20 protein-coding genes are annotated in these 24,816 nt (G+C 48.7%); 12 read left to right on the top strand and 8 right to left on the bottom strand.

Annotated elements, in window-relative coordinates:
- Positions 1-93 precede the first annotated feature (93 nt).
- From fmt to BTA35_RS10490, 4 genes are all read left to right on the top strand, one after another.
- Positions 94-1,050: a methionyl-tRNA formyltransferase gene (gene fmt, locus BTA35_RS10505; RefSeq protein ID WP_078319798.1), complete on the top strand. Its 957-nt coding sequence runs from the start codon at positions 94-96 to the stop codon at positions 1,048-1,050.
- 86 nt (positions 1,051-1,136) lie between these two features.
- Entirely contained in the window at positions 1,137-2,450 is a 1,314-nt protein-coding gene (gene rsmB, locus BTA35_RS10500; RefSeq protein WP_078319745.1) for a 16S rRNA (cytosine(967)-C(5))-methyltransferase RsmB, read from the top strand.
- 79 nt (positions 2,451-2,529) lie between these two features.
- Positions 2,530-3,903: a Trk system potassium transporter TrkA gene (trkA, locus tag BTA35_RS10495; protein ID WP_078319744.1), complete on the top strand. Its 1,374-nt coding sequence runs from the start codon at positions 2,530-2,532 to the stop codon at positions 3,901-3,903.
- Between the two features lie 91 nt (positions 3,904-3,994).
- Positions 3,995-5,443, top strand: a complete 1,449-nt coding sequence (locus BTA35_RS10490; protein ID WP_078319743.1) for a TrkH family potassium uptake protein — start codon at positions 3,995-3,997, stop codon at positions 5,441-5,443.
- 88 nt (positions 5,444-5,531) lie between these two features.
- Here BTA35_RS10490 and BTA35_RS10485 read toward each other — a convergent pair whose 3' ends face one another.
- The 3 genes from BTA35_RS10485 to BTA35_RS10475 form a co-directional block, all read right to left on the bottom strand.
- Positions 5,532-6,446, bottom strand: coding sequence for a lysophospholipid acyltransferase family protein (locus tag BTA35_RS10485; RefSeq protein ID WP_078319742.1), 915 nt, complete (start codon positions 6,444-6,446; stop codon positions 5,532-5,534).
- Positions 6,443-7,720, bottom strand: a complete 1,278-nt coding sequence (gene waaA, locus BTA35_RS10480; protein WP_160055009.1) for a lipid IV(A) 3-deoxy-D-manno-octulosonic acid transferase — start codon at positions 7,718-7,720, stop codon at positions 6,443-6,445. Before waaA ends, BTA35_RS10485 begins: the two co-directional genes overlap by 4 nt.
- 96 nt (positions 7,721-7,816) lie before the next feature.
- Positions 7,817-8,902 (bottom strand): glycosyltransferase family 9 protein, encoded by a 1,086-nt coding sequence (locus BTA35_RS10475; protein ID WP_238377558.1) that lies wholly within the window; start codon positions 8,900-8,902, stop codon positions 7,817-7,819.
- Here BTA35_RS10475 and BTA35_RS10470 point away from each other — a divergent pair.
- From BTA35_RS10470 to gmhB, 5 genes are all read left to right on the top strand, one after another.
- Positions 8,895-9,599 (top strand): 3-deoxy-D-manno-octulosonic acid kinase, encoded by a 705-nt coding sequence (locus BTA35_RS10470; RefSeq protein ID WP_078319739.1) that lies wholly within the window; start codon positions 8,895-8,897, stop codon positions 9,597-9,599. The two genes, BTA35_RS10475 and BTA35_RS10470, sit on opposite strands and share 8 nt — an antisense overlap.
- A 115-nt stretch (positions 9,600-9,714) precedes the next feature.
- Positions 9,715-10,497, top strand: a complete 783-nt coding sequence (locus tag BTA35_RS10465) for a phosphatase PAP2 family protein (RefSeq protein ID WP_078319738.1) — start codon at positions 9,715-9,717, stop codon at positions 10,495-10,497.
- Between the two features lie 161 nt (positions 10,498-10,658).
- Positions 10,659-11,618, top strand: coding sequence for a glycine--tRNA ligase subunit alpha (glyQ, locus tag BTA35_RS10460; protein WP_078319737.1), 960 nt, complete (start codon positions 10,659-10,661; stop codon positions 11,616-11,618).
- Position 11,619: 1 nt separating this feature from the next.
- On the top strand, positions 11,620-13,692 hold the full coding sequence (gene glyS / locus BTA35_RS10455; RefSeq protein WP_078319736.1) for a glycine--tRNA ligase subunit beta: 2,073 nt from the start codon (positions 11,620-11,622) through the stop codon (positions 13,690-13,692).
- Between the two features lie 149 nt (positions 13,693-13,841).
- The gene (gene gmhB / locus BTA35_RS10450; protein ID WP_078319735.1) at positions 13,842-14,381 is read left to right on the top strand and encodes a D-glycero-beta-D-manno-heptose 1,7-bisphosphate 7-phosphatase; all 540 of its coding nucleotides are present in this window, start codon (positions 13,842-13,844) and stop codon (positions 14,379-14,381) included.
- 31 nt (positions 14,382-14,412) lie between these two features.
- On the opposite strand, the gene BTA35_RS10445 is transcribed toward gmhB, so the two are convergent.
- The 5 genes from BTA35_RS10445 to dnaA form a co-directional block, all read right to left on the bottom strand.
- Positions 14,413-15,066, bottom strand: a complete 654-nt coding sequence (locus tag BTA35_RS10445) for an Abi family protein (RefSeq protein ID WP_078319734.1) — start codon at positions 15,064-15,066, stop codon at positions 14,413-14,415.
- Between the two features lie 200 nt (positions 15,067-15,266).
- A complete protein-coding gene (gene gyrB / locus BTA35_RS10440) occupies positions 15,267-17,687 on the bottom strand; it encodes a DNA topoisomerase (ATP-hydrolyzing) subunit B (protein WP_078319733.1) in 2,421 nt (806 codons plus the stop codon).
- A 31-nt stretch (positions 17,688-17,718) separates the two neighbouring features.
- Positions 17,719-18,840: a DNA replication/repair protein RecF gene (gene recF, locus BTA35_RS10435; RefSeq protein WP_078319732.1), complete on the bottom strand. Its 1,122-nt coding sequence runs from the start codon at positions 18,838-18,840 to the stop codon at positions 17,719-17,721.
- Between the two features lie 125 nt (positions 18,841-18,965).
- Positions 18,966-20,078 (bottom strand): DNA polymerase III subunit beta, encoded by a 1,113-nt coding sequence (dnaN, locus tag BTA35_RS10430; protein WP_078319731.1) that lies wholly within the window; start codon positions 20,076-20,078, stop codon positions 18,966-18,968.
- Between the two features lie 96 nt (positions 20,079-20,174).
- The gene (gene dnaA, locus BTA35_RS10425) at positions 20,175-21,686 is read right to left on the bottom strand and encodes a chromosomal replication initiator protein DnaA (protein ID WP_078319730.1); all 1,512 of its coding nucleotides are present in this window, start codon (positions 21,684-21,686) and stop codon (positions 20,175-20,177) included.
- A 674-nt stretch (positions 21,687-22,360) separates the two neighbouring features.
- On the opposite strand from dnaA, the gene rpmH reads away from it, so the two are divergent.
- From rpmH to yidC, 3 genes are all read left to right on the top strand, one after another.
- Positions 22,361-22,495, top strand: a complete 135-nt coding sequence (gene rpmH / locus BTA35_RS10420; RefSeq protein ID WP_078319729.1) for a 50S ribosomal protein L34 — start codon at positions 22,361-22,363, stop codon at positions 22,493-22,495.
- Between the two features lie 27 nt (positions 22,496-22,522).
- Entirely contained in the window at positions 22,523-22,945 is a 423-nt protein-coding gene (gene rnpA, locus BTA35_RS10415) for a ribonuclease P protein component (RefSeq protein ID WP_078319728.1), read from the top strand.
- Positions 22,946-23,055: 110 nt separating this feature from the next.
- On the top strand, positions 23,056-24,723 hold the full coding sequence (gene yidC, locus BTA35_RS10410) for a membrane protein insertase YidC (RefSeq protein ID WP_078319727.1): 1,668 nt from the start codon (positions 23,056-23,058) through the stop codon (positions 24,721-24,723).
- The last annotated feature ends 93 nt before the right edge of the window (positions 24,724-24,816 follow it).

The raw sequence follows: 24,816 nt of genomic DNA, 5'->3' as shown, positions 1-24,816 counted from the left end.
CTGGCCTGTTCTGTTTCTGGCAAAGCTGATTATGCTACCGGCTGTCGGAAGCCGGTGACTTTACTGATCGTTACTTTTCGTGGAGATCCACTGATGACATCCGATTCCCTGCGCATTATTTTTGCCGGAACCCCTGAGTTTGCGGTGCACTCTCTGACGGCCCTGTTGGAAACCCGTCATGAGGTTGTAGCCGTTTACAGCCAACCGGATCGCCCTGCGGGTCGCGGCCGTAAACTGGCACCGACTCCGGTTAAAGCACTGGCGCTGGAACATGGCATTCCGGTTCATCAGCCGGTTTCTTTGCGGAATGAAGAAGCCCAACAGGTTCTGGCCAGTCACAATGCCGATCTGATGGTGGTTGTAGCCTATGGCCTTCTTCTGCCTCAGGTAGTACTGGATACACCTCGCCTGGGTTGTATTAATGTGCACGGTTCCCTACTGCCGCGCTGGCGTGGTGCAGCTCCGATTCAACGCGCTATCTGGCAGGGTGATAAAGAAACCGGTGTAACGATTATGCAGATGGAGGCAGGTCTGGACACCGGCCCTATGCTGCTAAAAACCCGTCTTGATATCGCAGCGGATGAAACATCTCAGACTCTGCATGACAAACTGGCGGCTCAGGGTGGTGAAGCGCTGAAGCAGGCAGTTGATGCGCTGGCAAAAGGCACTCTCACACCGGAAGTACAGGAAGATGCACTGGCGAACTATGCTGAGAAGCTGAGCAAAGCTGAAGCGGAAATAGACTGGTCGAAAGATGCCGCCTTTATTGATCGCTGTATTCGTGCCTTTAATCCCTGGCCTGTATCCTGGACGACACTGGATGGCCAGACCCTACGTATCTGGCAGGCAGAACCAGAAGCTAATGCCTCAGATCTGGCACCGGGAACGGTCATCAGTATCGATAAATCCGGCCTGCGCATTGCGTGTGGCCAGGGCTCCCTGTGCATAAAGAACCTGCAACTGCCAGGTAAAAAAGCACTTTCGGTTGTGGATATCTTAAACTCAGGTAAAAACCTGTTTGTGGCCGGTGAAACCCAGCTAGGATCATAGCTCCTTCTGGCATCGCAGGCGTTGATTGAATAGTCCGGCCTCTGCTTTTTGCAGGGGCTTTTTAGCAGATTACGGCGGTATATTTTATGGCTCGTCCCAATGTTCGTGTCGCAGCAGTGCAGGCGCTTTTACCTGTGGTTTCACAGCAGGACTCCCTGTCTACCACCTTGCCGAAGCATCTGGACAACGTCCCTGATCAGGATCGGGGGCTGCTACAGGAACTTTGTTTCGGCACCTTACGCTGGCTGACTCAACTGGAAGGCGTTCGCAACCAGCTGCTGGAAAAACCGTTCAAGGCTAAAGACAGAGATATTGACCTCCTGCTGCTGGTCGGCCTTTATCAGCTGCACTATATGCGAATTCCGGCTCATGCCGCTATTAATGAAACCGTACAGGGTGCTGTGGATATCAAAAAGCAGTGGGCCAAAGGGGTACTTAACGGTTGCCTGCGACGTTTCCAGCGGGAAGGAGAACAGCTTCTGGCTGAACTGGAACGCTCTGATGCCGCCCGCCTGGCCCATCCGAACTGGTTACTGAACCATCTGAAAGAAGACTGGCCGGAGCAGTGGCAACAGATCGCTCAGGCGAACAACCTGCATCCGCCCATGACTCTGAGGGTCAGTCACAGTAAGGCTAACCGCGACGAATACCTGAATCAGCTGAAAGCGGCCCAGATTGATGCGAATGCCTGTGACTACTCCCTCGACGGTATTCAACTGGATAAAGCTCTGGATGTAACCTCATTGCCAGGTTTTGCTGATGGTGTGATCAGCGTTCAGGATGAGGCCGCTCAGTTATCGGTACAGTTACTGCAACTGGAGCCCGGTCAACGGGTATTAGATGCCTGCTGTGCCCCCGGCGGAAAAACAGCACACATACTGGAGAGAATGCCAGATGCATCTGTCGTAGCGGTCGACAGTGAAGCCCGCCGCCTGCAGCGAGTGGAGGAGAACTTCGAGCGTCTTGGCCTGAATGCCGAGCTACACTGCTCAGATGTTACGGATCTGGATAACTGGTGGGACGGGCAACTCTTTGATCGTATTCTGCTGGATGCCCCCTGCTCTGCAACAGGTGTTATTCGTCGCCATCCGGACATTAAATGGCTGCGCCGTAAAGCGGATATTCCGGCATTAGCTGAGTTACAGCAATCTATGCTCCAGCTACTCTGGAAAACACTTAAACCGGGGGGCATCCTGGTTTATGCTACCTGCTCGGTTTTATCCATGGAGAATTCAGGCAATATCCAGCAGTTTTTATCAGCCTCTGACGCCCGCCTGATCGGGCCTCGGGCGGTGCCTTTTGGTCACGGGACTGACTTTGGTCAACAACTGTTACCCCAGCCACAGGGACACGATGGTTTCTTTTACGCCGTACTGCAAAAACCTGCGGAACAGCAGTAAGAACTGCGGAAACATGACGGGCTACCTGTCAAAGCCCAAAGCGGGCGGAAACCCAAGCGGAATTAACTGAGATCTGATAATGAAGATTATTATTCTGGGTGCCGGCCAGGTTGGCGGCACTCTGGCTGAGAACCTGGCCATTGAAGAAAATGACATTACCGTGGTTGATACCGATGGAGCCCGGTTAAGAGAGCTACAAAACCGTTTTGATATCCGCACGATACAGGGAAAAGGTTCATACCCCACAGTTTTACGTCAGGCCGGCGGTGAAGACTGCGATATGCTGATCGCGGTTACCAACAGTGATGAAGTTAATATGATCGCCTGCCAGATCGCCTTTACCCTATTCCGCACTCCAACCAAAATTGCCCGTCTCCGATCCAATGCTTATTCCGGCAGGAAGGGCCTGTTCGGAGCTGAAGCGATCCCAATTGATGTACTGATCAGCCCGGAGCAGGTGGTTACCAATCACGTTAAACGCCTGATTCAATACCCAGGAGCCCTTCAGGTACTGGACTTCGCCGGCGGTGTTGCTCAGCTGGTTGCGGTACGCGCTTATTATGGCGGCCCTTTAGTGGGCCAGGAGCTGGGTTACCTGCGCCAGCATATGCCTAGCGTTGATACCCGGGTAGCGGCTATCTATCGCCGTAACAGGCCGATTATCCCTCAGGGTAATACGGTTATCGAAGCTGATGATGAAGTCTTTTTTATCGCCGCCCGCCATAATATCAAGGCAGTCATGAGTGAACTGCGTAAGGTTGATCACCAATATAAGCGCATTATGATCGCAGGCGGGGGCAATATCGGTGAACGTCTGGCAGAAGCACTGGAACACGAATACCAGGTAAAAATTATTGAATATGGCCTGCCCCGTTGCCAGGAACTCTCTGAAAAACTCGACCGGACAATTGTTTTACACGGTAGCGCTACCAGCAAAGATCTTTTGGTGGAAGAAAATATCGATGAGGTGGATATCTTCTGTGCCCTGACCAATGATGATGAAGTGAACATCATGTCTTCCATGCTGGCTAAACGCCTGGGGGCCAGCAAAGTACTTACGTTGATTAATAACGCTGCTTATGTCGATCTGGTACAGGGAGGCGAGATCGATATCGCCATATCACCTCAGATGGCGACAATCGGCAGCCTGCTCACCCATGTCCGTCGCGGTGATATTGTTAATGTGCACTCCCTGCGCCGTGGTGCTGCTGAAGCTATTGAGGCCATTGCCCATGGTGACGAACGCAGCTCAAAAGTGGTCGGCAAGGCGATTGAAGAGATCGACCTGCCGGACGGTACCACCATAGGTGCAATCGTACGCAGTGGTGAAGTAATCATCGCCCACGATGACGTCATCGTTCAGCAAGATGATCATGTGATCATGTTCCTGGTAGATAAACGCAAGATTCGTGAAGTTGAACGCCTGTTCCAGGTAGGCCTGACCTTTTTCTAATGCCGTTATTTGCTGACAGCAATACCGCTCTCTGAATAAGCCACTGTTACGATGAGTCAAACACAGTCACTATGAATAAAATACGGCAACTATGAATATTGTTATTACCATGCGCATTCTGGGGCTGCTGCTGATGTTATTCAGCATCACCATGATGCCCTCTATTCTGATCTCTGCCTTCTACAAAGATGGCGCGCATCTGGCATTCATAACCGGCATGTCGATCACCTTTTTCACAGGGTTCTTTACCTGGCTCCCTGTAAGACGAGAGCGTAAAGAGCTGCGAACAAGGGATGGCTTTCTGGTCGTGGTTCTTTTCTGGACGGTACTGAGCCTTTTCGGCTCCATTCCACTGTTTTTAACAGAAACACCGGACCTGAGCTTTACTGATGCCGTTTTTGAGTCGGTTTCCGGTCTCAGCACGACAGGGGCAACAGTGATCACCGGCCTGGATGAGCTGCCGAAATCGATCCTCTTCTACCGCCAGCTTTTACAGTGGTTAGGGGGTATGGGGATTATTGTTTTGGCCGTCGCCATTCTTCCGATGCTGGGGATCGGGGGGATGCAGCTCTACCGTGCTGAAATTCCGGGGCCGGTCAAAGACAATAAACTGACACCCCGAATTACTGAGACGGCTAAGGCACTTTGGTATATCTACCTGACTCTGACGCTTCTTTGCGCCGGTGCATACTGGATCGCCGGTATGAGTTTATTTGATGCCGTCAGCCACAGTTTCTCTACCGTGGCCATTGGTGGTTTCTCTACCCATGATGCCAGTATCCGCTATTTTGATAGTGCTGCAATTGAATCAATTGGCATCGTTTTCATGCTGATCTCTACGGTTAATTTCTCTCTGCACTTTCTTGCCTGGCGGGAGCGCTCAGTTCGAAACTATTTTTACGATCCTGAATTTAAGTTCTTTCTGTTTCTGATGACCCTTACCTCTGTCAGCACCATAGGTGTTCTTTGGCTCACCAGTACCTATAGCTTCGCTGACTCATTCAGAAATGGTCTCTTTGAGGTTGTATCGGTTGCAACGACAACAGGGTTTGGTGTCGCTGACTTTTCACAATGGCCCAGTGTGCTGCCTTTTACCCTGTTCTTAGCCGCCTTTGTGGGTGGCTGCGCTGGCTCTACCGGGGGCGGGATGAAGGTTATCCGGGTTTTGCTGATTCTTAAGCAGGGCCTAAGGGAAGTTAAACGCCTGATTCACCCCAGCGCAGTTATTCCTGTGAAGGTTGGCGGCCGGAGTGTTCCTGACCGGGTCATTGAAGCGGTATGGGGTTTTTTCTCCGTTTATATGATGCTATTTGTCGTGATGCTGATCGGACTTTTAGCGACAGGGCTGGATCAGGTAACGGCCTGGTCTGCTGTTGGCTCCGCTTTGAACAACCTGGGGCCGGGTCTCGGCGATGTTGCGGCTCACTATGGCAATATTCCCGATATCGCCAAGTGGATTCTGATCGTCGCTATGCTGCTTGGCCGCCTGGAAATTTTTACACTACTGGTGCTCTTTACCCCGATGTTCTGGCGTCGATAACACGCCCGGACTCAGCCCTGCCCCAATAAAAAAAGAGCGATATCTCTGAGAAATATCGCTCTTTACCTACGCCGTTTTTGCAACCCGTTTAATAAAACCTTGCTTCGCCCTCTGGTCGGGTTTTAAAGCGTTTATATTCCCACTGATACTGCTCTGGGGCGATGGCAACCAGCCGCTCTACCGTACGATTCATAGCCGTTACGGCCTGAACCTCATCCGGGCTGTAAATAGCCTCATCGGCCGCAATAAAATGAATATTAAAACCCTGTCCATCAGGCAAACGCTCCGCAAAACCCGCCATCACTTTAGCGCCGGTTTTACTGATCAGGCGGGTTACCAGTTTAGGAGAGAAGCTCTCTACACCCATAAACGGTGCAAAAACACCACCTGAACGATCATCCGGCTCCTGGTCCGGGAGACTGCCTACAATGCCTCCCTGCTTCAGTGACTTCAGCAAACTGGCAACACCTTTAAGATTTGCCGGAACCATCTCCATTCCTGCCCGACACCGTCCATGATAAATAATACGATCCAGTTCTTCGTTTTTCTGGGGCGCATACATCGCAGAAAAAGTGAAGTGCTGGTTAATAAAGTGTCCGAACAGTTCCCAGTTGCCTAAATGAGGCCCAAGAACGATAACGCTTTGCCCTGAGTTATGCAGCGCTTTCAACTCATCAAGACCGTAGACATTTTTAACGTCGGACATAATATCGTCCAGCGGGGCAATCCAGCAGCGGCCTAACTCCATACCCATTTTCATGGTTTCCTGAAGACTCTTATTAACCCGCTCCTCCAGCTGCTGCTCCCCAAGCTCAGGGTAAACCAATGACAAATTTTTGCGGGTGATTCGGGCCAGCTTAGTATTGTTTCGATACATCAGCCTACCCAACCAACCACCCCATGACTGCAGCCGGGTTAATGATCGACGGCTAAGAAAGCGTAGTAAGGTTTTGGTGAATCGCTGCTCTAAAAGATGCTTGATATGGCGCTTTATCTTCTTCATCGCGAGCTCTTATCCTCAGTCATTGCCTTCTGAATAATAGTAAATTGTTTATCCAGAGCCCCTCGGTTGCTTTCCACGACTTCAAACGCTTTTTTGCCCAGCTCACGGCGCAGATCCGGTAGCTCAATCATCGGCCTTAACTGCGTAAAAATATCCATTGGGTCAGAACATCGAGTCAGAGCACCATGCTGATCAAAGGCTTCAGCAACATCGGAAAAATTAAACAGATGCCCACCTGAAAGTACAGGTTTGCCCAGTGAGGCAGGCTCCAATAGATTATGGCCACCAATGGGCATCAGGCTTCCGGCAACAAAAGCAATATCTGAAGCCGCATACATCAGCATCAACTCGCCCATGGTATCTGCTAAAAAGACACTGTCCCTCCCAGTAAAACTGTCATCTGCTGAACGCCGTTTAAATGACACCCCCTGAGAATCAATCAGATTCGCAACAGAATCAAAACGTTGAGGATGCCGGGGAACCAGTATCAGAACTGCATCAGAGTGCTCGTTCAGTAAAAGCTGATGAGCCTCCAGCAAACACTCATCTTCACCCGCATGAGTGCTGCCAGCAACCCAGACCGGGCGCTCACCAAATAATCTCGTTTTAAGTGCCTGCCCTCGCTCCAGCAACTCGGGATCAGGGTCGATATCAAATTTTATACTGCCGGTAACGCTGACTTTATCACTAGGAGCGCCAAGCTCCATGAAGCGTTTTGCATCTTCGTCAGATTTAGCAGCTACCGCATAAATATCCGCCAGTATCTCTTGGGTTGTTGCCTTAAACTTCCGATAACTAACCAGTGACTTCTCCGAAAGGCGACCATTTGCGAATACCACTGGGATGTTGCGTATATGGCAACCACGGATCAGATTTGGCCATATCTCTGTCTCCATAATAATCGCAATATCAGGCTTTAAATTATCCAGGAAACGATTAGCAAACCAGGGCAGGTCCAGCGGAACCATCAGTTGCGTGCCTTTTCCCTTCAATGCCTTTCTTGCCTGACGGGCACCGGTAGCCGTCATCGTGCTGACGATTAGCTGATGTTCGTTGTACTCTTTCAGTAAACGATCAATCAAGGGTGTAGCAGCAATAACTTCACCAACTGAAGCGGCATGCAGCCATATGACAGGCTTATCCGGTAGGTCCGGTGTATAACCAAGTCGCTCGGAAAAGCGGTTCAGTTCAGTGATTTCTTTTTTTGCCTTCCAAAGCAAAACCGGTGACAGCAGTGTCAGAAGAGTACTGTACAGGCTGTGGTTAATCTTCATAAATAACTCAATGTTTGTTGATCTTGTGTCATCCCTCACCGACCTGAGCGCCCGGCGCATACCTATAAAGAGAAGTAACGAGGATCTGCCTGGATCTCAGGGTTGCCGGGAATGATCCGCCAGCAATTGATCAATTTTGAGGAAAACATCATCTGTTTGTATCAACTCCATTGCATCGGGATGTCGTACCCGCTCTCCCCAGGAGAGCTGCTCAACAGATTTATGCATATAGGCCTTCGCTGCCTCGGGGTATTTATTAACAACCCACTGCTGCCATTTATATGGCCCTGTTCTCTGAACATTTGAAGTGGCAAATAAACCGATAACCGGCGTATTCACAGCATTAGCAAAATGTACCGGCCCTGAATCAGGGGCAATGACAAGGGAAGCTCGCCGGATCAGCGCAACCAACCCCTGCAATGATGTCTGAGCAACAAGGTTCAGCACAGGTGTCCCCGCCCGTTCCATAATTTCTTTAGCGTAGTGATGCTCAATATCACGGTTTCCACCGGTAATCACAGCTTTTAGCCCATACTGCCGATAGAGGTACTCCACAACATCGACATAGCCATCCAGCGTCCAGTTTCGGAAGTTTCTGGCTCGGTCGCTGGAGCACGGAGAGATGACAACGTAACGATCGCAGGGACATTTCTGCCGCGCTTCTTCAATAGCCTCCTGGGAAACCGGTAGCTGCCACTCCATATCCTCAGGTCGCTCTGGGGCAATACCCAGTGTATTCAGAAAATCATAAAAACCTTCAACAACATGGCTTTTATCCCGAGGTAAGATTCTTTGATTGGTAAAGAGCCACTGCCAGTCTTTAGCCCTTGCCTTATCAAAGCCCAGTTTTATTTCAGCTTTTATGCCTATAGAGAGAACCGAAGCCCTGAGTGCTGCCTGCATATGTAAAAGCAGATCAAACCGGGTATCAGAAAGCTGCTTCCAGATTTCACGCATACCTTTAAGTCCCGCGGATTTGTCGTAAACAATAAACTCGACCCCCGCCAGACCCTTAAGTAAACTGTGCTCCGCCTTGCCAGTCACCCAGACAATTCGTGTGTCGGGCCAAACCTGTTGCAGGCGTTTCACGACAGGGACGACATTTGACACATCACCCAACGCAGACAACCTGATCAGGCAGATAGTTTTGGGCGGTGTTTTCCGGAAACGAGTCATGACCATTGAGATATATTCCTCCAAGAAGCAGCACATTCTATATGATGCGGAACATCTGTCACAAATTGATGCGACTTTCTTTCAGCCAGAATACTGGCAAAAGCAGCAACGACTGACGGAGCCCAGTGGGGGCCGGGGCCAGGCTTTCTTTATTCATCACCCGGATGGAACAGACTACCTGCTTCGCCACTATCGTCGTGGAGGGCTCATGGCTAAAATCAGCCAGGACAAATATTGGTTTTCCGGCCTGGAGGAAAGCCGCCCCTGGCGAGAGCTTCATATCACCTACCAGCTTCACCAGGCGGGTTTGCCAGTTCCAAAACCCATAGCAGCACGGGTGATTCAACGGGGACTGCTATACCAGGGGGATCTGCTTACCCTGAAAATCCCTGACGCGCGCCCCTTTGCCCATTATCTGTCAGCTGGTCATCAGGCATTACTATGGCAAGAGGTTGGCAAAACAATCGCCCGCTTCCATCGCTGGGGGCTCAATCATGTTGATCTCAATGCCAACAATATTCTGGTCAATCCGGAGGGAAAGGTTTGGCTGATCGATTTTGATCGCTGTATGAAGATGCCAAAACAGGGGGGCTGGCAAGAACAAAACCTGGCAAGGCTGTACCGCTCTGTCTGTAAGCTTACCAAGACACAAAATATCCCTGAAGAACGGTGGCAAGCCTTACAAAAAGGTTACAAAGGGTAATACGACAGCTGCATTAAATCGGTATTTTTTACCGGTTATTAATCGTTTCTTAAGGATTCATCAGTTATATTGATCACCCCTTCCTAAACGATTAATTATTAGAATATACGGATATATGTCAAAAATAACGCTTTCCATCACCCTTACTGCTATCTTCGTACTTTCCTATACCTCAAGAGTCCACGCGGATAATGGCTTCTCTGAGTTTGCTTCAGATTTAGGCCAAGGCTATCAGAATGTATATAGCGCGGATAACCTCCCCTGGTTAGGAAAAACCCTCTTGGTTGGTGGTATTTTTGCCAATACTGATCTCGATCAGGAGATCCAGGATAGTTATAACAACAACATCCTTTCACAATCATCCAATAACTTCTCTGACGTCGCCAAAACATTTGGCGACACAGCCCCAACCGCCATCTATTTTGGCCTGGCAGCGCTCAATCGCCTTGCCTGCGAACGCGACTGCGGCCCTGTTCCTGAGTGGGGAGATCGAACCGCTCAGGCGCTTTTGGTAGGCTTACCCGCTGTTTGGGCCTCACAGGCTATTCTCGGTGGAGCCCGTCCACGGCATGGTGTTGGTTCTGAATGGAACATATTTGAATTCGAATACGAGCATACCGTCAGCGGCCATGCATATGTCGGAGCTGTTCCTTTTCTGACCGCCGCCCAAATGACTGACAACCCTTATGCCAAAGCCGTTTTCTACGGTCTGTCACCCCTGACGGGGATCTCCCGCATGAATGATCAGAAACATTACTTCTCACAGGTGCTGATGGGCTGGCTCTACGCGGCTAAAGTCACAGAAGTGATCAATGGTAATCTACAGTCTGACGAGGCCCTTGTGCTACCCTATGCGGACGAAGATACTGTGCTGTTAAGTGTGATTAAGCCATTCTGATACCATCAGATGGTGCAAAACCGGTAGATCACCGAGAAAGCGGCTATATCAGCCGCTTTTTTTATGCTTGTTGCCCAATGTCCACTACATAGATATGCGGTCGAAATGTATACTTGATCGCTTATAAAAATTCATTAGCTCATTGATGGTGGCTAACTGAGATGAACCAAAATACGCCAGACGTAAAAACTTTTCAGGGCCTGATTCTGGCCCTGCAACAATATTGGGCCAATCAGGGCTGTGTTGTTCTGCAGCCGCTGGATATGGAAGTAGGCGCAGGGACTTTCCACCCAGCTACTTTCCTGCGCTCTATTGGTCCTGAAACCTGGAATGCAGCCTATGTTCAGCCTTCCCGTCGCCCAACAGATGGCCGGTATGGTGAGAACCCTAACCGACTGCAGCATTACTATCAGTTTCAGGTCGTGATGAAGCCCTCCCCAAGCAACATTCAGGAGCTCTATCTCGGCTCACTGCGCATGATGGGCATCGATACCAATGTTCATGACGTACGCTTTGTAGAAGATAACTGGGAATCCCCAACATTGGGTGCCTGGGGTCTTGGCTGGGAAGTCTGGCTCAACGGTATGGAGGTCACTCAGTTTACGTACTTCCAGCAGGCTGGTGGTATTGAGTGCTACCCCGTGACGGGCGAAATCACCTATGGGCTTGAACGGATCGCAATGTACATTCAGGGTGTAGACAGTGTCTATGACTTGGTTTGGACCATCGATCCTATGGGTAAAAAAGTCACCTATGGTGATGTGTTCCATCAGAACGAAGTGGAACAATCCACCTATAACTTTGAGCACGCCGATGTTCCTATGCTGTTTAAGAACTTCGATCATTGCGAATCAGAGTGTCAAAAGCTCTTAGGGCAGGATACACCACTGCCTTTGCCAGCTTACGAGCAGGTTTTAAAAGCATCCCACACCTTTAATCTGCTGGATGCACGTCACGCAATTTCAGTAACTGAGCGTCAACGCTATATTCTGCGTGTGCGTACCATGGCTCGTGACGTTGCGAATGCCTACTTCAAGGTGCGTAAAGATCTCGGTTTCCCGCTGGCGCCTGACGCCCTGCGTGAAGAAGTTCTGGCTCAGTATAAAGAGGAAGAGGCATAACATGGCTGAAGTACGTGATTTCCTGGTTGAGCTAGGTACGGAAGAGCTACCACCAACCGCACTGAAACGTCTTTCCGATGCATTCGCTGAAGGCATAAAAGTGGGCCTGGAAAAAGCAGATATCCCATTTGCTGACGTAAAAGCCCTGGCCAGCCCCCGCAGACTGGCAGTACAGGTTAAGCAACTGGCCGTCGCGCAACCAGATCGTGAGGTTCAACGCCGGGGGCCTGCTCTTCAGGCGGCACTGGACGCCGATGGCAAGCCGACAAAAGCAGCGGAAGGTTTTGCCCGCTCCTGCGGCGTTGCCTTTGATGACCTGGAAAAGATGGAAACCCCGAAGGGAACCTGGCTGGTCTTCAACACCCTTCAGAAGGGTACTCAGACTACAGATCTCTTACCCGGTCTGATCAGTAAATCAATATCTCAACTGCCCGTTCCTAAGCGTATGCGTTGGGGTTCCAGCCGCATTGAGTTCTCTCGCCCTGTTCACTGGCTGGTTAGCCTGTTTGGTACTGATGTTATCGACTGTGAAGTGCTGGGACTGACCGCGGGCCGAACCACCATGGGCCACCGTTTCCATCACAACGAAGCCATCGAGCTGGCCTCCACCGATGACTATGTGGAAACACTACGTAAAGCATTTGTTTTGGTTGATATGGAAGAGCGGCGTGAGACGATCCGTACCCAGGTCAACGAAGAAGCCTCCAAACTAGGCGCTGTTGCTGAGATAGATGAAGATCTTCTGGATGAGGTTAACGGCCTTGTTGAGTGGCCTGTTGCGCTGACAGGCTCCTTTGAGGAGCGCTTCCTTGAGGTACCCGCAGCCTGCCTGATCTCTTCCATGAAAGAGCATCAGAAGTACTTCCACGTTGTGGATAAAGATGGCCAGTTAAAGCCTAACTTTATTACAGTATCCAATATCGTCAGTAAAGATCCAGCTCAGGTTATTACCGGTAACGAAAAAGTGATTCGCCCCCGCCTGTCTGATGCCGCTTTCTTCTTTGAAACAGATAAAAAGCAGCCTTTGGCAGAGCGTATTGATGCACTGAAAACCGTTACCTTCCAAAAACAGCTGGGCAGTATCTATGATAAATCCCAGCGTGTTAGCCAGATCGCTCAGTTTATTGCTGAACAGATTAATGGTGATAAAACCAAAGCACAGCGTGCAGCCGATCTGAGCAAATGTGACCTGGTCACTGAAATGGTACTGGAATTTACTGACCTTCAGGGCATCATGGGCGCACACTATGCCGCAAATGATGGTGAAGATGCTGAGGTTGCTCAGTCCTTGAATGAACAGTATATGCCGCGCTTTGCCGGTGATGAGCTACCTGCCACTAAAACAGGTATGGCTCTGGCCATTGCAGATCGTATTGACACCTTGGTGGGTATTTTTGGTATCGGCCAACGTCCAACCGGTGATAAAGATCCGTTTGCCCTACGCCGTGCAACCATCGGTATTTTGAGCATCTTGGTACACAACAAACTGGATATCGATCTGAAAGACCTGATCGAACTCAGTATTGCTCAACATGGCAACCTGCCAAAAGCAGAAGGTTTGGCAGATGATGTGCTGAACTATATGCTGGATCGTTTCCGTGCCTGGTATCAGGCTGAAGGTATTGCCGTTGAAACCTTCCTGGCGGTGCGCTCACGCCCGGTGAGCAATGCTTATGACTTTGACCGTCGTGTTCAGGCTGTTACCGCATTCAGCAAGCTGGATGAGGCTGAAGCTCTTGCGGCAGCCAACAAGCGTGTTAACAACATCCTGGCTAAGCAGAACTATCAGGGCAATGCACAGGTTAATACGGCGTTACTGGCAGAAGATGCCGAGAAAGTGCTGGCTGAACAGGTTGCTGCAAAGCAAGCTGAACTGGCTCCACTGTTTGCTGCTGCAGATTATCAGACTGCGTTAAATAGTCTGGCCAGCCTGCGCAGCGCTGTTGATAACTTCTTCGACAATGTCATGGTGATGGCCGACGATGAGCAGGTTAAAAATAACCGTCTTGCTCTTCTGGCATCACTGAGCAGCCTGTTCTTAGAAGTTGCCGATATTGCCCTGCTTCAGCAATAAGTAACACAAGCAGCTGACAAAAACACAATCACTGTAATCCTTTACATATCGTGGTTGTTAAAGCTGGAAAAGAGCCGTATGTTTACGGCTCTTTTTTTATATTTTTTAAACATCACCATCCACTCCATAAAAGAATTTCAAATACAGCCATGACTAAACTGGTTATCCTCGACCGCGACGGCGTTATCAACCTGGACTCAGATGCTTTTGTCAAAAATGCAGACGAGTGGATTCCCATAAAAAACAGCATCAAGGCCATCGCCCGGCTTTCCAAAGCAGGTTATCTGATTGCCGTAGCAACCAACCAATCGGGTTTGGGTCGTGGTCATTTCAACCAGAATGACCTTGATGCGATGCATAATAAGATGACGCAACTCGTTGAGGCCGAAGGTGGTTCTTTTGCCACCATAAAATACTGCCCCCATAAACCGGATGAAGGATGTGAGTGTCGTAAGCCTCTGCCCGGCCTCATAGACCAAATTATGGAAGAGCTAAGCATCAGTGATCTATCAGGCTGCTTTATGGTTGGGGATAGCTTGCGCGACCTTCAGGCGGGCGAAGCACGAGGTTGTAAAGCCGTACTGGTAAAAACCGGTAAAGGGGAGAAAACGCTCGCCGCTAACGAGGGTCTGGAAAATGCGCTAGTGTTTAATGAACTGGCAGACTTTGTAGGTTGGCTGTTAGCATAACATTGAAAGTATAGGGCAGTAGTTTACTGCTCTATATTGCTTTCCTTTCAAGCAAGCTACTCGCAGTTTCATATTTATCAAACCAAACCAATGTTTCGGCACAGCGGTAACCGATTGTCTTCCTGATATATGGAAGGATGTTAACTAACTTCTTTTGGTTAAAAATAGGTTCATGATGAGCAATCCGATTTCTTAATTTCCTGATAACCTCACATTCATCATGAAGCTGCATTCTAAGGCTCTCAACAGTAAGATTATCAACCTCTGAGGTGCAGGGAAAAATGGTATGAATATATTCTTTCCAAATACGCCCATCATGTCGTTTTGTTAACATGCTCTCAAACCAGTATAGCTTTAACTCCGGTAGCAACTTACCGACACTTTTACAATTCCGTAACGCATTAAGCAAATCTTGTTTTTCTCTCTTAGGCAGAGAATTTTGAAAAACTGAATTGTTAGGCCAGTCATCACCATACCGACACATAATGGCCTCGGAGATACTGTTTCTTAACGTCACTTCATAGATGTGTAATGGAAATAAAAGACTACCCGAAAGCTCTGCATTCCACTTATAAAGCTCTAATGATGTCTTCTCACAGTCAAAACCCAGCCTTAGCCGAACTGCATTTCTATAAGTGGAAAGCCGTGCCGGAGATAATACCTTCTCAATCAACGCATACTCCATGCCCCTCTCCTCACTTTGACAACCGTCGCTTAAAACTCTATCATCAGGATGTGAGCTTTGGATATCCCTGCGAAAGCAGCCCACCAAAGACGTAAGAATTAAAAGCCTGCACTTTCGTGCAGGCTTTTTTCATTTTAGCGGTAAGGTGTAAGGTACACCTCCAAAATATGTTATGGAGGTATAAGCCCGCTAGCTAAACCTTAAACGTCCAAATTTGCAACGGTCAGGGCGTTGGTTTCGATAAAGTCACGGCGAGGCTCTACTTCATCCCCCATCAGAGTCGTGAAAATCTGATCTGCAGCAACAGCATCTTCAATACTAACCCGTAGCATACGACGGGTTTCCGGGTCCATGGTGGTTTCCCAGAGCTGGCTGGGGTTCATCTCACCCAGACCTTTGTAGCGCTGAATACTGAAGCCACGGCGGGCTTCGCCCAATAGCCAGGTCAGAGCATCAGAGAAGCGGCTTACTTCACGTTTACGCTCGCCACGCTTAACATAAGCACCCTCTTCCAGTAAGCCGTCTAACCGTGCTGCCAGCTCACTGATCGCCTTGTAATCCTGAGACTTAAAGAAGTCCAATCCAAACCGATACTCGGTTGGTACACCATGGGCTAAAATAGTCACTTCCGGCAGGTACACACTACGCTCACTATCATGCGATACACGCCATTCAAAACGCATTGCCGGGTGTCGGCCTGCATTCTCTTCCAGAACCGCTTTCAGTTGATCAATCCAGGCCTGAACGGCTGCTCTGTCAGCTAAAGCCGTATCGTCAAGTAATGGAAGATCCAACATCTGATCCAGCACAGGTTGAGGATATGCACGATACAAACGAGTAATGCGACGTGCTACATCCTGATAACTGGCAACCAGTCCTCCGAGCGCTTCGCCAGTAATCCCGGGGGCCTCAGGGTTAACGTATAGAGCGCCACCATCAAGAGCGGTATTCGTCAGGTACTCTTCCAGAGCCAGTTCATCTTTCAGATACTGCTCATGCTTACCCCGTTTAATTTTGTACAGAGGTGGCTGAGCAATAAAAATATGGCCACGCTCAATCAATTCCGGCATCTGACGGAAGAAAAAGGTCAGCAGCAATGTGCGGATGTGAGAACCATCCACATCAGCATCCGTCATAATGATAATGGAGTGATAGCGTAGTTTATCCGGGTTGAACTCTTCCCGGCCAATACCGCAGCCCATGGCGGTAATCAGAGTCCCAACCTCTGCCGACGACAGCATTTTATCAAAACGTGCTTTCTCGACGTTCAGGATCTTACCTTTCAGTGGCAAAATCGCCTGAGTTTTACGGTTACGACCCTGCTTGGCAGAACCGCCTGCAGAATCACCCTCCACTAAGTAAAGCTCTGACAGAGCCGGGTCCTTCTCCTGGCAGTCGGCCAGTTTTCCCGGTAAACCGGCAATATCCAGGGCCCCTTTACGGCGTGTCATCTCACGGGCTTTACGGGCAGCTTCACGGGCCCGGGCAGCATCAATCATTTTATTAACGATTGCTTTAGCTTCGTTCGGTTTTTCCAGCAGGTAATCAGCAAACAGACGCCCCATCTCTTGCTCAACTGCAGATTTCACTTCCGAAGAAACCAGTTTATCTTTAGTTTGTGATGAGAACTTAGGGTCAGGCACTTTCACAGAGACAATGGCGGTCAATCCTTCGCGGGCATCTTCACCGGAGGTGTTCGCTTTATCTTTTTTGACCTTAGGGTCCTGCTCAATATAGTTATTCAGTGTGCGGGTTAAGGCTGCACGAAAACCGGCAAGGTGGGTACCACCATCACGCTGAGGAATATTGTTAGTAAAGCAGTAGATGTTTTCCTGATAGGAATCGTTCCACTGGAGAGCCACTTCAACCCCGGTTCCATCTTCACGCTCTGCCGAAAAATGGAATACATCATTCAATGCTGTTTTATTCTGATTCAGATACTCAACAAAGGCACTCAGGCCACCTTCATATTTGAAGTTATCAGTACGTCCCGAGCGTTCATCGGTCAGCGTGATACTGACACCAGAGTTCAGAAAAGAGAGTTCGCGCAGGCGTTTTGCCAGAATATCGTAGTGAAACTCAACGTTAGTAAAGGTTTCAGGTGAAGGGTGAAAGCGGGTTTCTGTGCCGGTTTTTTCCGTTTCACCGATTACGCGTAACGGTGTTTCAGGTACGCCATGAACATAAACCTGCTCATGAACTTTACCACTGCGCCATACCGTCAGTGTCAGTTTCTCGGAAAGGGCGTTTACAACGGAAACACCAACTCCATGCAAGCCACCGGATACTTTGTAGCTATTATCATCAAACTTACCACCAGCGTGCAGCACGGTCATAATTACTTCAGCGGCTGACACACCTTCTTCTTCGTGCATATCCACAGGAATACCACGGCCGTCGTCTGATACTGTAATCGACTCGTCCGGGTGGATAATGACCTTAATATCAGAACAATGACCCGCCAGCGCCTCATCAATTGAGTTATCCACCAACTCAAACACCATATGGTGCAGGCCTGTTCCATCATCGGTGTCGCCGATATACATCCCTGGACGCTTACGAACCGCATCGAGACCTTTTAAAACCTTAATGCTGGATGAATCGTATGATTGTTCGCTCATATCCTGTTCCTGTGTTTACAGCCGGCTCAGCTTACCTGATGGCAGCGGGCCCGGGTGTGTGATCTAACTCACCATGTTTCACGTGAAACACAGTCATTGGCGTTGACGCTGACCAAGATTGGATCAGTGCATCCGCCTCCACACTGGTAATAAAAACCTGGCACTGCATCTCTTCCAGCACCTGGCATAAATAATTTCGGTGTTCACTGTCCAGCTCAGCAGGCAGGTCATCAACCAGATATATACTCTGTTTTCCGGTTACTTTCTGCATCAGCCGCCCCTGAGCTAAAAGCAAAGCGCACACCACTAATTTTTGTTGTCCACGGGATAACACGTCTACCGCGGGTAGTTTGTTAACCCTGATTTTAAGATCTGCTCTGTGCGGCCCTGACTGAGTGAAGCCAAGTGCCAGGTCTTTTTCTCTATTTTGGCGCAGTGCATCAAGACAGGAAACTGTTCGATCCCATCCCCGGTAATAACTGAGAGACACCTCATCCGAGAATGCTAACTCCGACAGAGTTGACTTAAACTCAGGTATTAGCATCTCAACGTAGCGAGCGCGGTAAAGATCGATTTGTTCCGCATACCCAGCCAACGCCTCATCCCATGTATCATGCTGCGCAGAGCCCTGCATTTTACCATATTTCAGTAGCTTATTGCGCTGTTTCAGCGCTTTTTGCCCCGCTTGCCATACCGGAAAAAAAACATGTTCCACGTGAAACACCCCCCAGTCAACAAACTGGCGACGAACTTTGGGGGAGCCTTCAAGTAACTGAAAAGACTCAGAATTGATAGTTTGTACCGGGAGCAATTCGGCTAGCTGAGATGCGGTCCTCGCCTGTTGACCTGCAATTCGGATCTGCTGTTCGCCCTGTCTGTTCCGGGAAATACCGATAGGAACAATCTGTTGATGGGCAGCAAGAGCATTAAAAACTTCGGCAAACAGGGTGTAAGCATCCTGTTCAAAGTTAATGATGGCCGGTGTGCGACTGGCACGGAAAGATCGCCCGGTGGAAAGGACAGAGATCGCCTCCAGTATTGAGGTTTTCCCTGCACCATTTTCACCAATAATCAGATTTACGCCTGAGGCCGGTTGTAACTGTGCAGACGTCAGATTCCTGAAACCTGCAATATCCAGCCGTCGTATACTCATTTCCTTCGGCCTCTGATCGATCTAACGGGGAAAATAAATAAAGCCTTACCGCTTAGGTAAGGCTTTAAACAGGCAGTTTTCTCTAATAAGTTCTGCATGATGATACGATTCAGACACCCGGGATCTTACAGGCGCATAGGCATAACAACATAAAGAGAGTCATCATCCGAGCCAAACTCTTCAATCAAAGCACTACTATTAGCATCCGAAGCCGTAATCTTGATCTGCTCATTATTGAGTACATCCAGCACATCTAAAACGTACGTCACGTTAAAGCCAATTTCCAGAGAGTCGCCCTGATAATTTACACTGATATTTTCTTCAGCTTCTTCTTGCTCAGTAGGATTATTTGCCGTGACTTCAAGGTTACTATCTGTCAGGCAAAGCCGAACACCACGGTATTTCTCATTAGAAAGAATAGAGGCCCGATGAAGAACTTCACGTAGCTCCTGCCGGTCGGCAACAACGACCTTATTACCATTACGGGGGATCACACGCTCATAATCCGGGAATTTACCATCCACCAGTTTGGAGGTGAAAACATAGTCACCGGTTTTAACACGGATATGATTACTACCAAGAACCACCTGCACCGGTGTGTCTGAATCATCAAACAAACGCCCCAGACCAACAATACCCTTGTGGGGAACAATCGAACGAACAACACTGGTTGCACCATGATCTATCGCCAGAGAGCACGTTGCCAAACGGTGACCATCGGTTGCCACACTGCGCAGCATACCGGGGCTCAGTTCCAGCAGTAATCCGTTCAAATAATAACGCACATCATTTTGTGCCATGGCAAAGGAAGAGCGATCAAGTAATCGCTTGAACTCTTTCTGTGTCAACTCAAAAGAAAGGTCCTGCTGACTCTCTTCCACTTTAGGAAATTCTGCTGCCGGAAGTGTGGACAAGGAGAAACGGCTTCGGCCTGACCGAATGATAACCTTCTGATCCTGAAGGGAAAATTCAATCTGAGACTGATCAGGAAGAGATTTACAAATATCGAAAAGTTTCTTCGCTGGAACAGTGGTCGCTCCCGGCACTTCAACGGCGCCATCAATAGATAAGTGGCTCAGAATTTCCACTTCCAGATCCGTACCCGTCAAAGACAATCCTTGGGGGTCCGCAACAACCAGTACATTAGACAGCACGGGGAGCGTTTGACGACGCTCAACAACACCATTCAACAGCTGAAGCGGTCGCAACAGAGCTTCACGGGAGACGGTAAATTTCATAACAGACTATTCCATAAAAATTTAACTGATGTTGAAGTATTCAATGCTTCAGACACACTTAATTCGTTTTTTCTTTCAATACCGGGACAACCCAGCTTAGCTGGTCAGCGCTCTTAAGAGGCTTTTGTAGTCCTCACGGATCTCAGCATTCTCTTCCTGTAACTCTTTTACTTTACGACAAGCATGCAAAACGGTGGTGTGATCACGCCCGCCAAAAGCATCACCAATCTCAGGATAACTGTGATTTGTCAGTTCTTTCGCCAACGCCATAGCGACCTGACGTGGTCGGGCAACCGAGCGGCTTCGTCGTTTCGATAAAAGATCCGGCACTTTAATGCTGTAGTATTCCGCCACAGTACGCTGAATATTATCGATACCAACCTGCTTATCCTGAACCGCAAACAGATCGCGCAGAGATTCCCGGATAAAGTCAGTGGTGATGGGCTGTCCTCTGAAGTGAGAATCCGCAATCACTTTTTTCAGTGCACCTTCAAGATCCCGCACATTGGAGCGGATTTTCTGGGCGATGAAGAAAGCAGCATCATCAGATAATAAAACTCTCGCCTGGTCTGCTTTCTTTTTAAGAATCGCTACTCGGGTTTCCAGCTCCGGCGGATCAATTGCCACCGTTAAACCCCAACCAAAGCGAGATTTTAAACGCTCCTCCATACCACTGATCTCCTTTGGAAAACGATCACTGGTCAGAATCATCTGCTGCCCGCCTTCAAGCAGAGCATTAAACGTATGGAAAAACTCTTCCTGTGAGCGCTCTTTACCGGCAAAAAACTGAATATCATCGATCAGCAGGGCATCCACACTACGGTAGAGACGTTTAAAGTCATTAATCGCATTCAGCTGAAGAGCTTTCACCATATCCGCTACAAAACGTTCAGAGTGGAGGTACATCACCTTGGCATTGGGGTTTTGCTGTACCAGAAAGTTTCCCACAGCGTGCATAAGGTGAGTTTTACCTAAACCTACCCCGCCATACAGAAACAACGGGTTATAAGCTCCACCGGGGTTTTCAGCAACCTGTCGGGATGCAGCCCGGGCCAGCTGATTGGATTTACCTTCCACAAAGGTTTCAAAAGTGTGGTTAGGGTTCAGAGCACTCTGGTGTTTCAGCGCCCCATCAACCTGCACCGTACGCTCAGACTTGACCGAAGACGTACCTGAGTTCTGGCCAGAAGGTGAAGCAACACTCCTGCCTGAAGATGCCTGAGTGGAATTCAGCTTACCAGAGGTGTCTGCTGATGACTCTGGCTCGGGCTCCTGGACAAAGTGAGGTCGTGGTGGGGATGTACGGACAATCACACCAGGCGGCGTTACAGGTCGTGTCGTTGCCTCAGGGGCTGAAGCCGTTCGTTTACTGCCAATCTCCAGAATAAGCTGCGGTGGCTGATCATTACTCAGCTCATTCAACAGTTCAGAAATCCGTGCCAGATATTTATCAGAGACCCACTGGAGAACAAAACGGTTAGGTGCTAACAGTTTCAGACTTTGCCCTTCAGTATCAGCCTGAAGAGGGCGAATCCAGGTATTAAACTGCTGAGAAGGCAGCTCATCCTGTAAGTAACCTAAGCATTTCTGCCAAAGTGCTAAAGACACAGTCGATCCCCAAGAAAAACAAAGGATCATTTTATCGGTTAAGGCTTAGGTTATCCACATGCAGCGCATGATATCAGGGAATTTCATTACTTTTACAGCTGTGGATAACAGGGTCGCCTGGTTAGGTTAAGCACTGGGGAGCAAACAAGGGATAATTTTGCATGTGTATAAGGTGTAATCTTATCCACAGCTCGCTCCGAGCATACTGACAATTAAAATGGTTTTTATCTTCTGGGTTATACAATGGCTCAAATCAGTCAGCCTGTGGGTTCTAGTCGCTTATCCACAGAAAAGTCTTTCTTCTATATATATCACTACTATTATCTTTCTTTATTTAATAAATCTATATTGATTATGTTTACAACTTGGATAACTGTTCTGTTTAGATCTTCCAGAGAGTTCCTGCCAAGTAATCAGTGAAAATCCTCTGAGTTAAAATACTGGCGGAGAAGTCTTAACCATCGTGCAGAAGATTTTAAGGATGCAAAGCCGCTGCTTAATGCTTAAAATTCAGGCATCTAAGGTGAGTTCTTGGCGAATAAAGTTATGCACAACCACTTTTTCTTCAGGAAATATTTGAAGTCTCAGGCGTTATTCTCTAGAATCTCCGCCCTGATCAAAGACTAGGCGCACTTTCTGCGCCATTTTGAAAGTGAAAGTGTGGGAATACAGTCATGAAAAGAACTTTTCAACCAAGCGTTCTGAAACGCAAGCGTAATCACGGATTCCGTGCTCGTATGGCGACCAAAAATGGTCGTAAAATCATCACTCGTCGTCGTGCCAAAGGCCGCGTACGTCTGAGTGCCTGATTTCTGGTTTGCTGATTTATTAGCACGATGACCAGTTACGGGTTTCCCCGGGATGTCAGGCTTCTGACTGCCGGGGATTACCGCTCCGTATTTGATGACGTCCAGATCAAAGTGTTTGGTCGTTGTTTTATGATTCTTGCCCGTCCCAATGCTCTGCCCCATCCTCGCATCGGCCAGATTCTGGCTAAAAAAAATCTTCGTCGAGCTGTTGATCGAAATCGGATCAGACGTCTTACCCGTGAATCGTTTCGGTTGAATAAGCATCAGATGCCCGCGATGGATCTTGTCTTACTCACCCAGAAGGGTCTCAGTGATCTCTCTTCAGAAGAATATGCTCACCAGCTTAATTTGGCTTGGAAACGGCTAGAGACATTGCACCGCAAGAAGCTATCCGGTCAAAAGTCCGACCACAAATCTCGTGGTAAGCGGAAACCTCGTCCGGAAAAATAACAATCCTGATGCTATTTCAAAGATTTATCCCTGGTATGGCTTGCCAGAGAGCAGCGCCACACTCAAAATAGCATTTCATTTTTCAACACGAATCCGGTAAGAGCATACCCATGGACGTCAAACGTTTATTTTTGATCATCTCCCTGGCCTTAGTATCTTATCTGATGGTGGTTCAGTGGAATAAAGATTATGGCCCACAAGCTCAGGCACCTGTGGTACAGAATACTCTTCCATCTGAAGCATCGTCAGGGAATGATCTGGTCCAGGAAGATATCCCCCAGAATTCTACCCGTGGCGACTTGCCTAACACGTCAGAAGCCAGTACTTCTCTGATTGAAGTGCGCACCAACGTATTGGATCTTCGTATCGATCCAAAAGGCGGTGACATCGTTTTTGCAGCACTCCCGGAGCATCTTGCTCAGGTGAGTACTTCGGATACTCCTTTTGTTTTGCTGGAACGTAGTAAAGTCCGTACTTATGTTGCGCAAAGCGGTCTGGCTGGTGTCAATGGCCCGGATGCTTCCCGTGGCGGTCGTCCTCTGTTCAGCGCAGAAAAAACCAGTTATGAGCTAACGGAAGGTGAAAATAGCCTTCAGGTTGACCTGAATTTTGTTCAGAGCACCGGCGTGCAAATCACTAAGCGCTTCACTCTGAAGCGGGACAGTTACAACATTCGTGTTGAGTACCTTGTCAATAATGCCGGTAGTGAAACCTGGTCTGGTTATTACTTTGCTCAATTAAAGCGTGATAACTCGCCAGATCCGACTCAGGCTGAAGGCATGGGCATGGTCTCCTATCTGGGAGCTGCTATTTCTACAGCTAACGAGAAATATGAAAAAATCACGTTTGAAGATATTCAGGAAGCGGATGTTAAGCGTGAATCAGTAGGTGGTTGGGTTGCGATGATCCAGCACTACTTTGTCAGCGCCTGGATTCCTGATCAGAATATCAAACAGGAGTACAGCACCCGGAGCACATCCCGGGGTGATAACATCGTAGGTTTCTCCAGCCCTGAAACGGTTCTGCAACCTGGTGAGCAAGTTACTTTGGGCAGCAACTTATATGTTGGTCCTAAGGTGCAGGAGCAGCTGGAGTCAGCCGCTCCAAACCTGGAATTGACCGTTGACTTCGGTTGGCTCTGGTTTATCGCACAACCCCTATTCTGGATGCTCAACCTGCTTCATGGTTTCCTGGGTAACTGGGGCTGGTCGATTATTATCCTGACCGTGATGATTAAGGCGGCATTCTTCCACCTGTCTGCATCTGCATACCGCTCCATGGCGAATATGCGCCGTGTCGGTCCGGAACTGCAGCGGATGAAAGAAAAATATGGTGAAGATCGTCAGAAGATGTCTCAGGCGATGATGGAGCTGTATAAGAAAGAGAAGATCAACCCTATTGGTGGTTGTCTGCCAATTCTGATCCAGATGCCGGTATTTATTGCCTTGTACTGGATGCTGATGGAAAGTGTGGAATTGCGCCATGCACCCTTCATGCTTTGGATTGAAGATCTCTCGGTAAAAGATCCGTACTTTGTGCTGCCGATTATTATGGGTGCCTCCATGTTTATTCAGCAGCTGTTGAACCCAACGCCTCCCGATCCGATGCAGGCGAAGCTGATGAAAGCACTGCCTGTTGTCTTTACAGTCTTCTTCCTGTGGTTCCCTGCGGGTCTGGTACTGTACTGGGTTGTGAATAACGTACTGTCTATCGCTCAGCAATATGTCATTACCAAGCGTATTGAAGAAGGCAGTGATGATAAAAAAGCAAAAGCTTAGCATCGGCTAATTTTTGCTTGAAAAGCCCCTTCGGGGGCTTTTTTCGTTTTACCCACAACCTGTTTTAAGTTATTCATGCGGGTTTAGCTTAAG

Source organism: Oceanospirillum linum (assembly GCF_001995095.2).
Taxonomy (GTDB): Bacteria; Pseudomonadota; Gammaproteobacteria; order Pseudomonadales; family Halomonadaceae; genus Oceanospirillum; species Oceanospirillum linum.
Note: the sequence above shows the minus strand (reverse complement) of the source record. Positions and strands in the feature narration are given on the sequence as shown.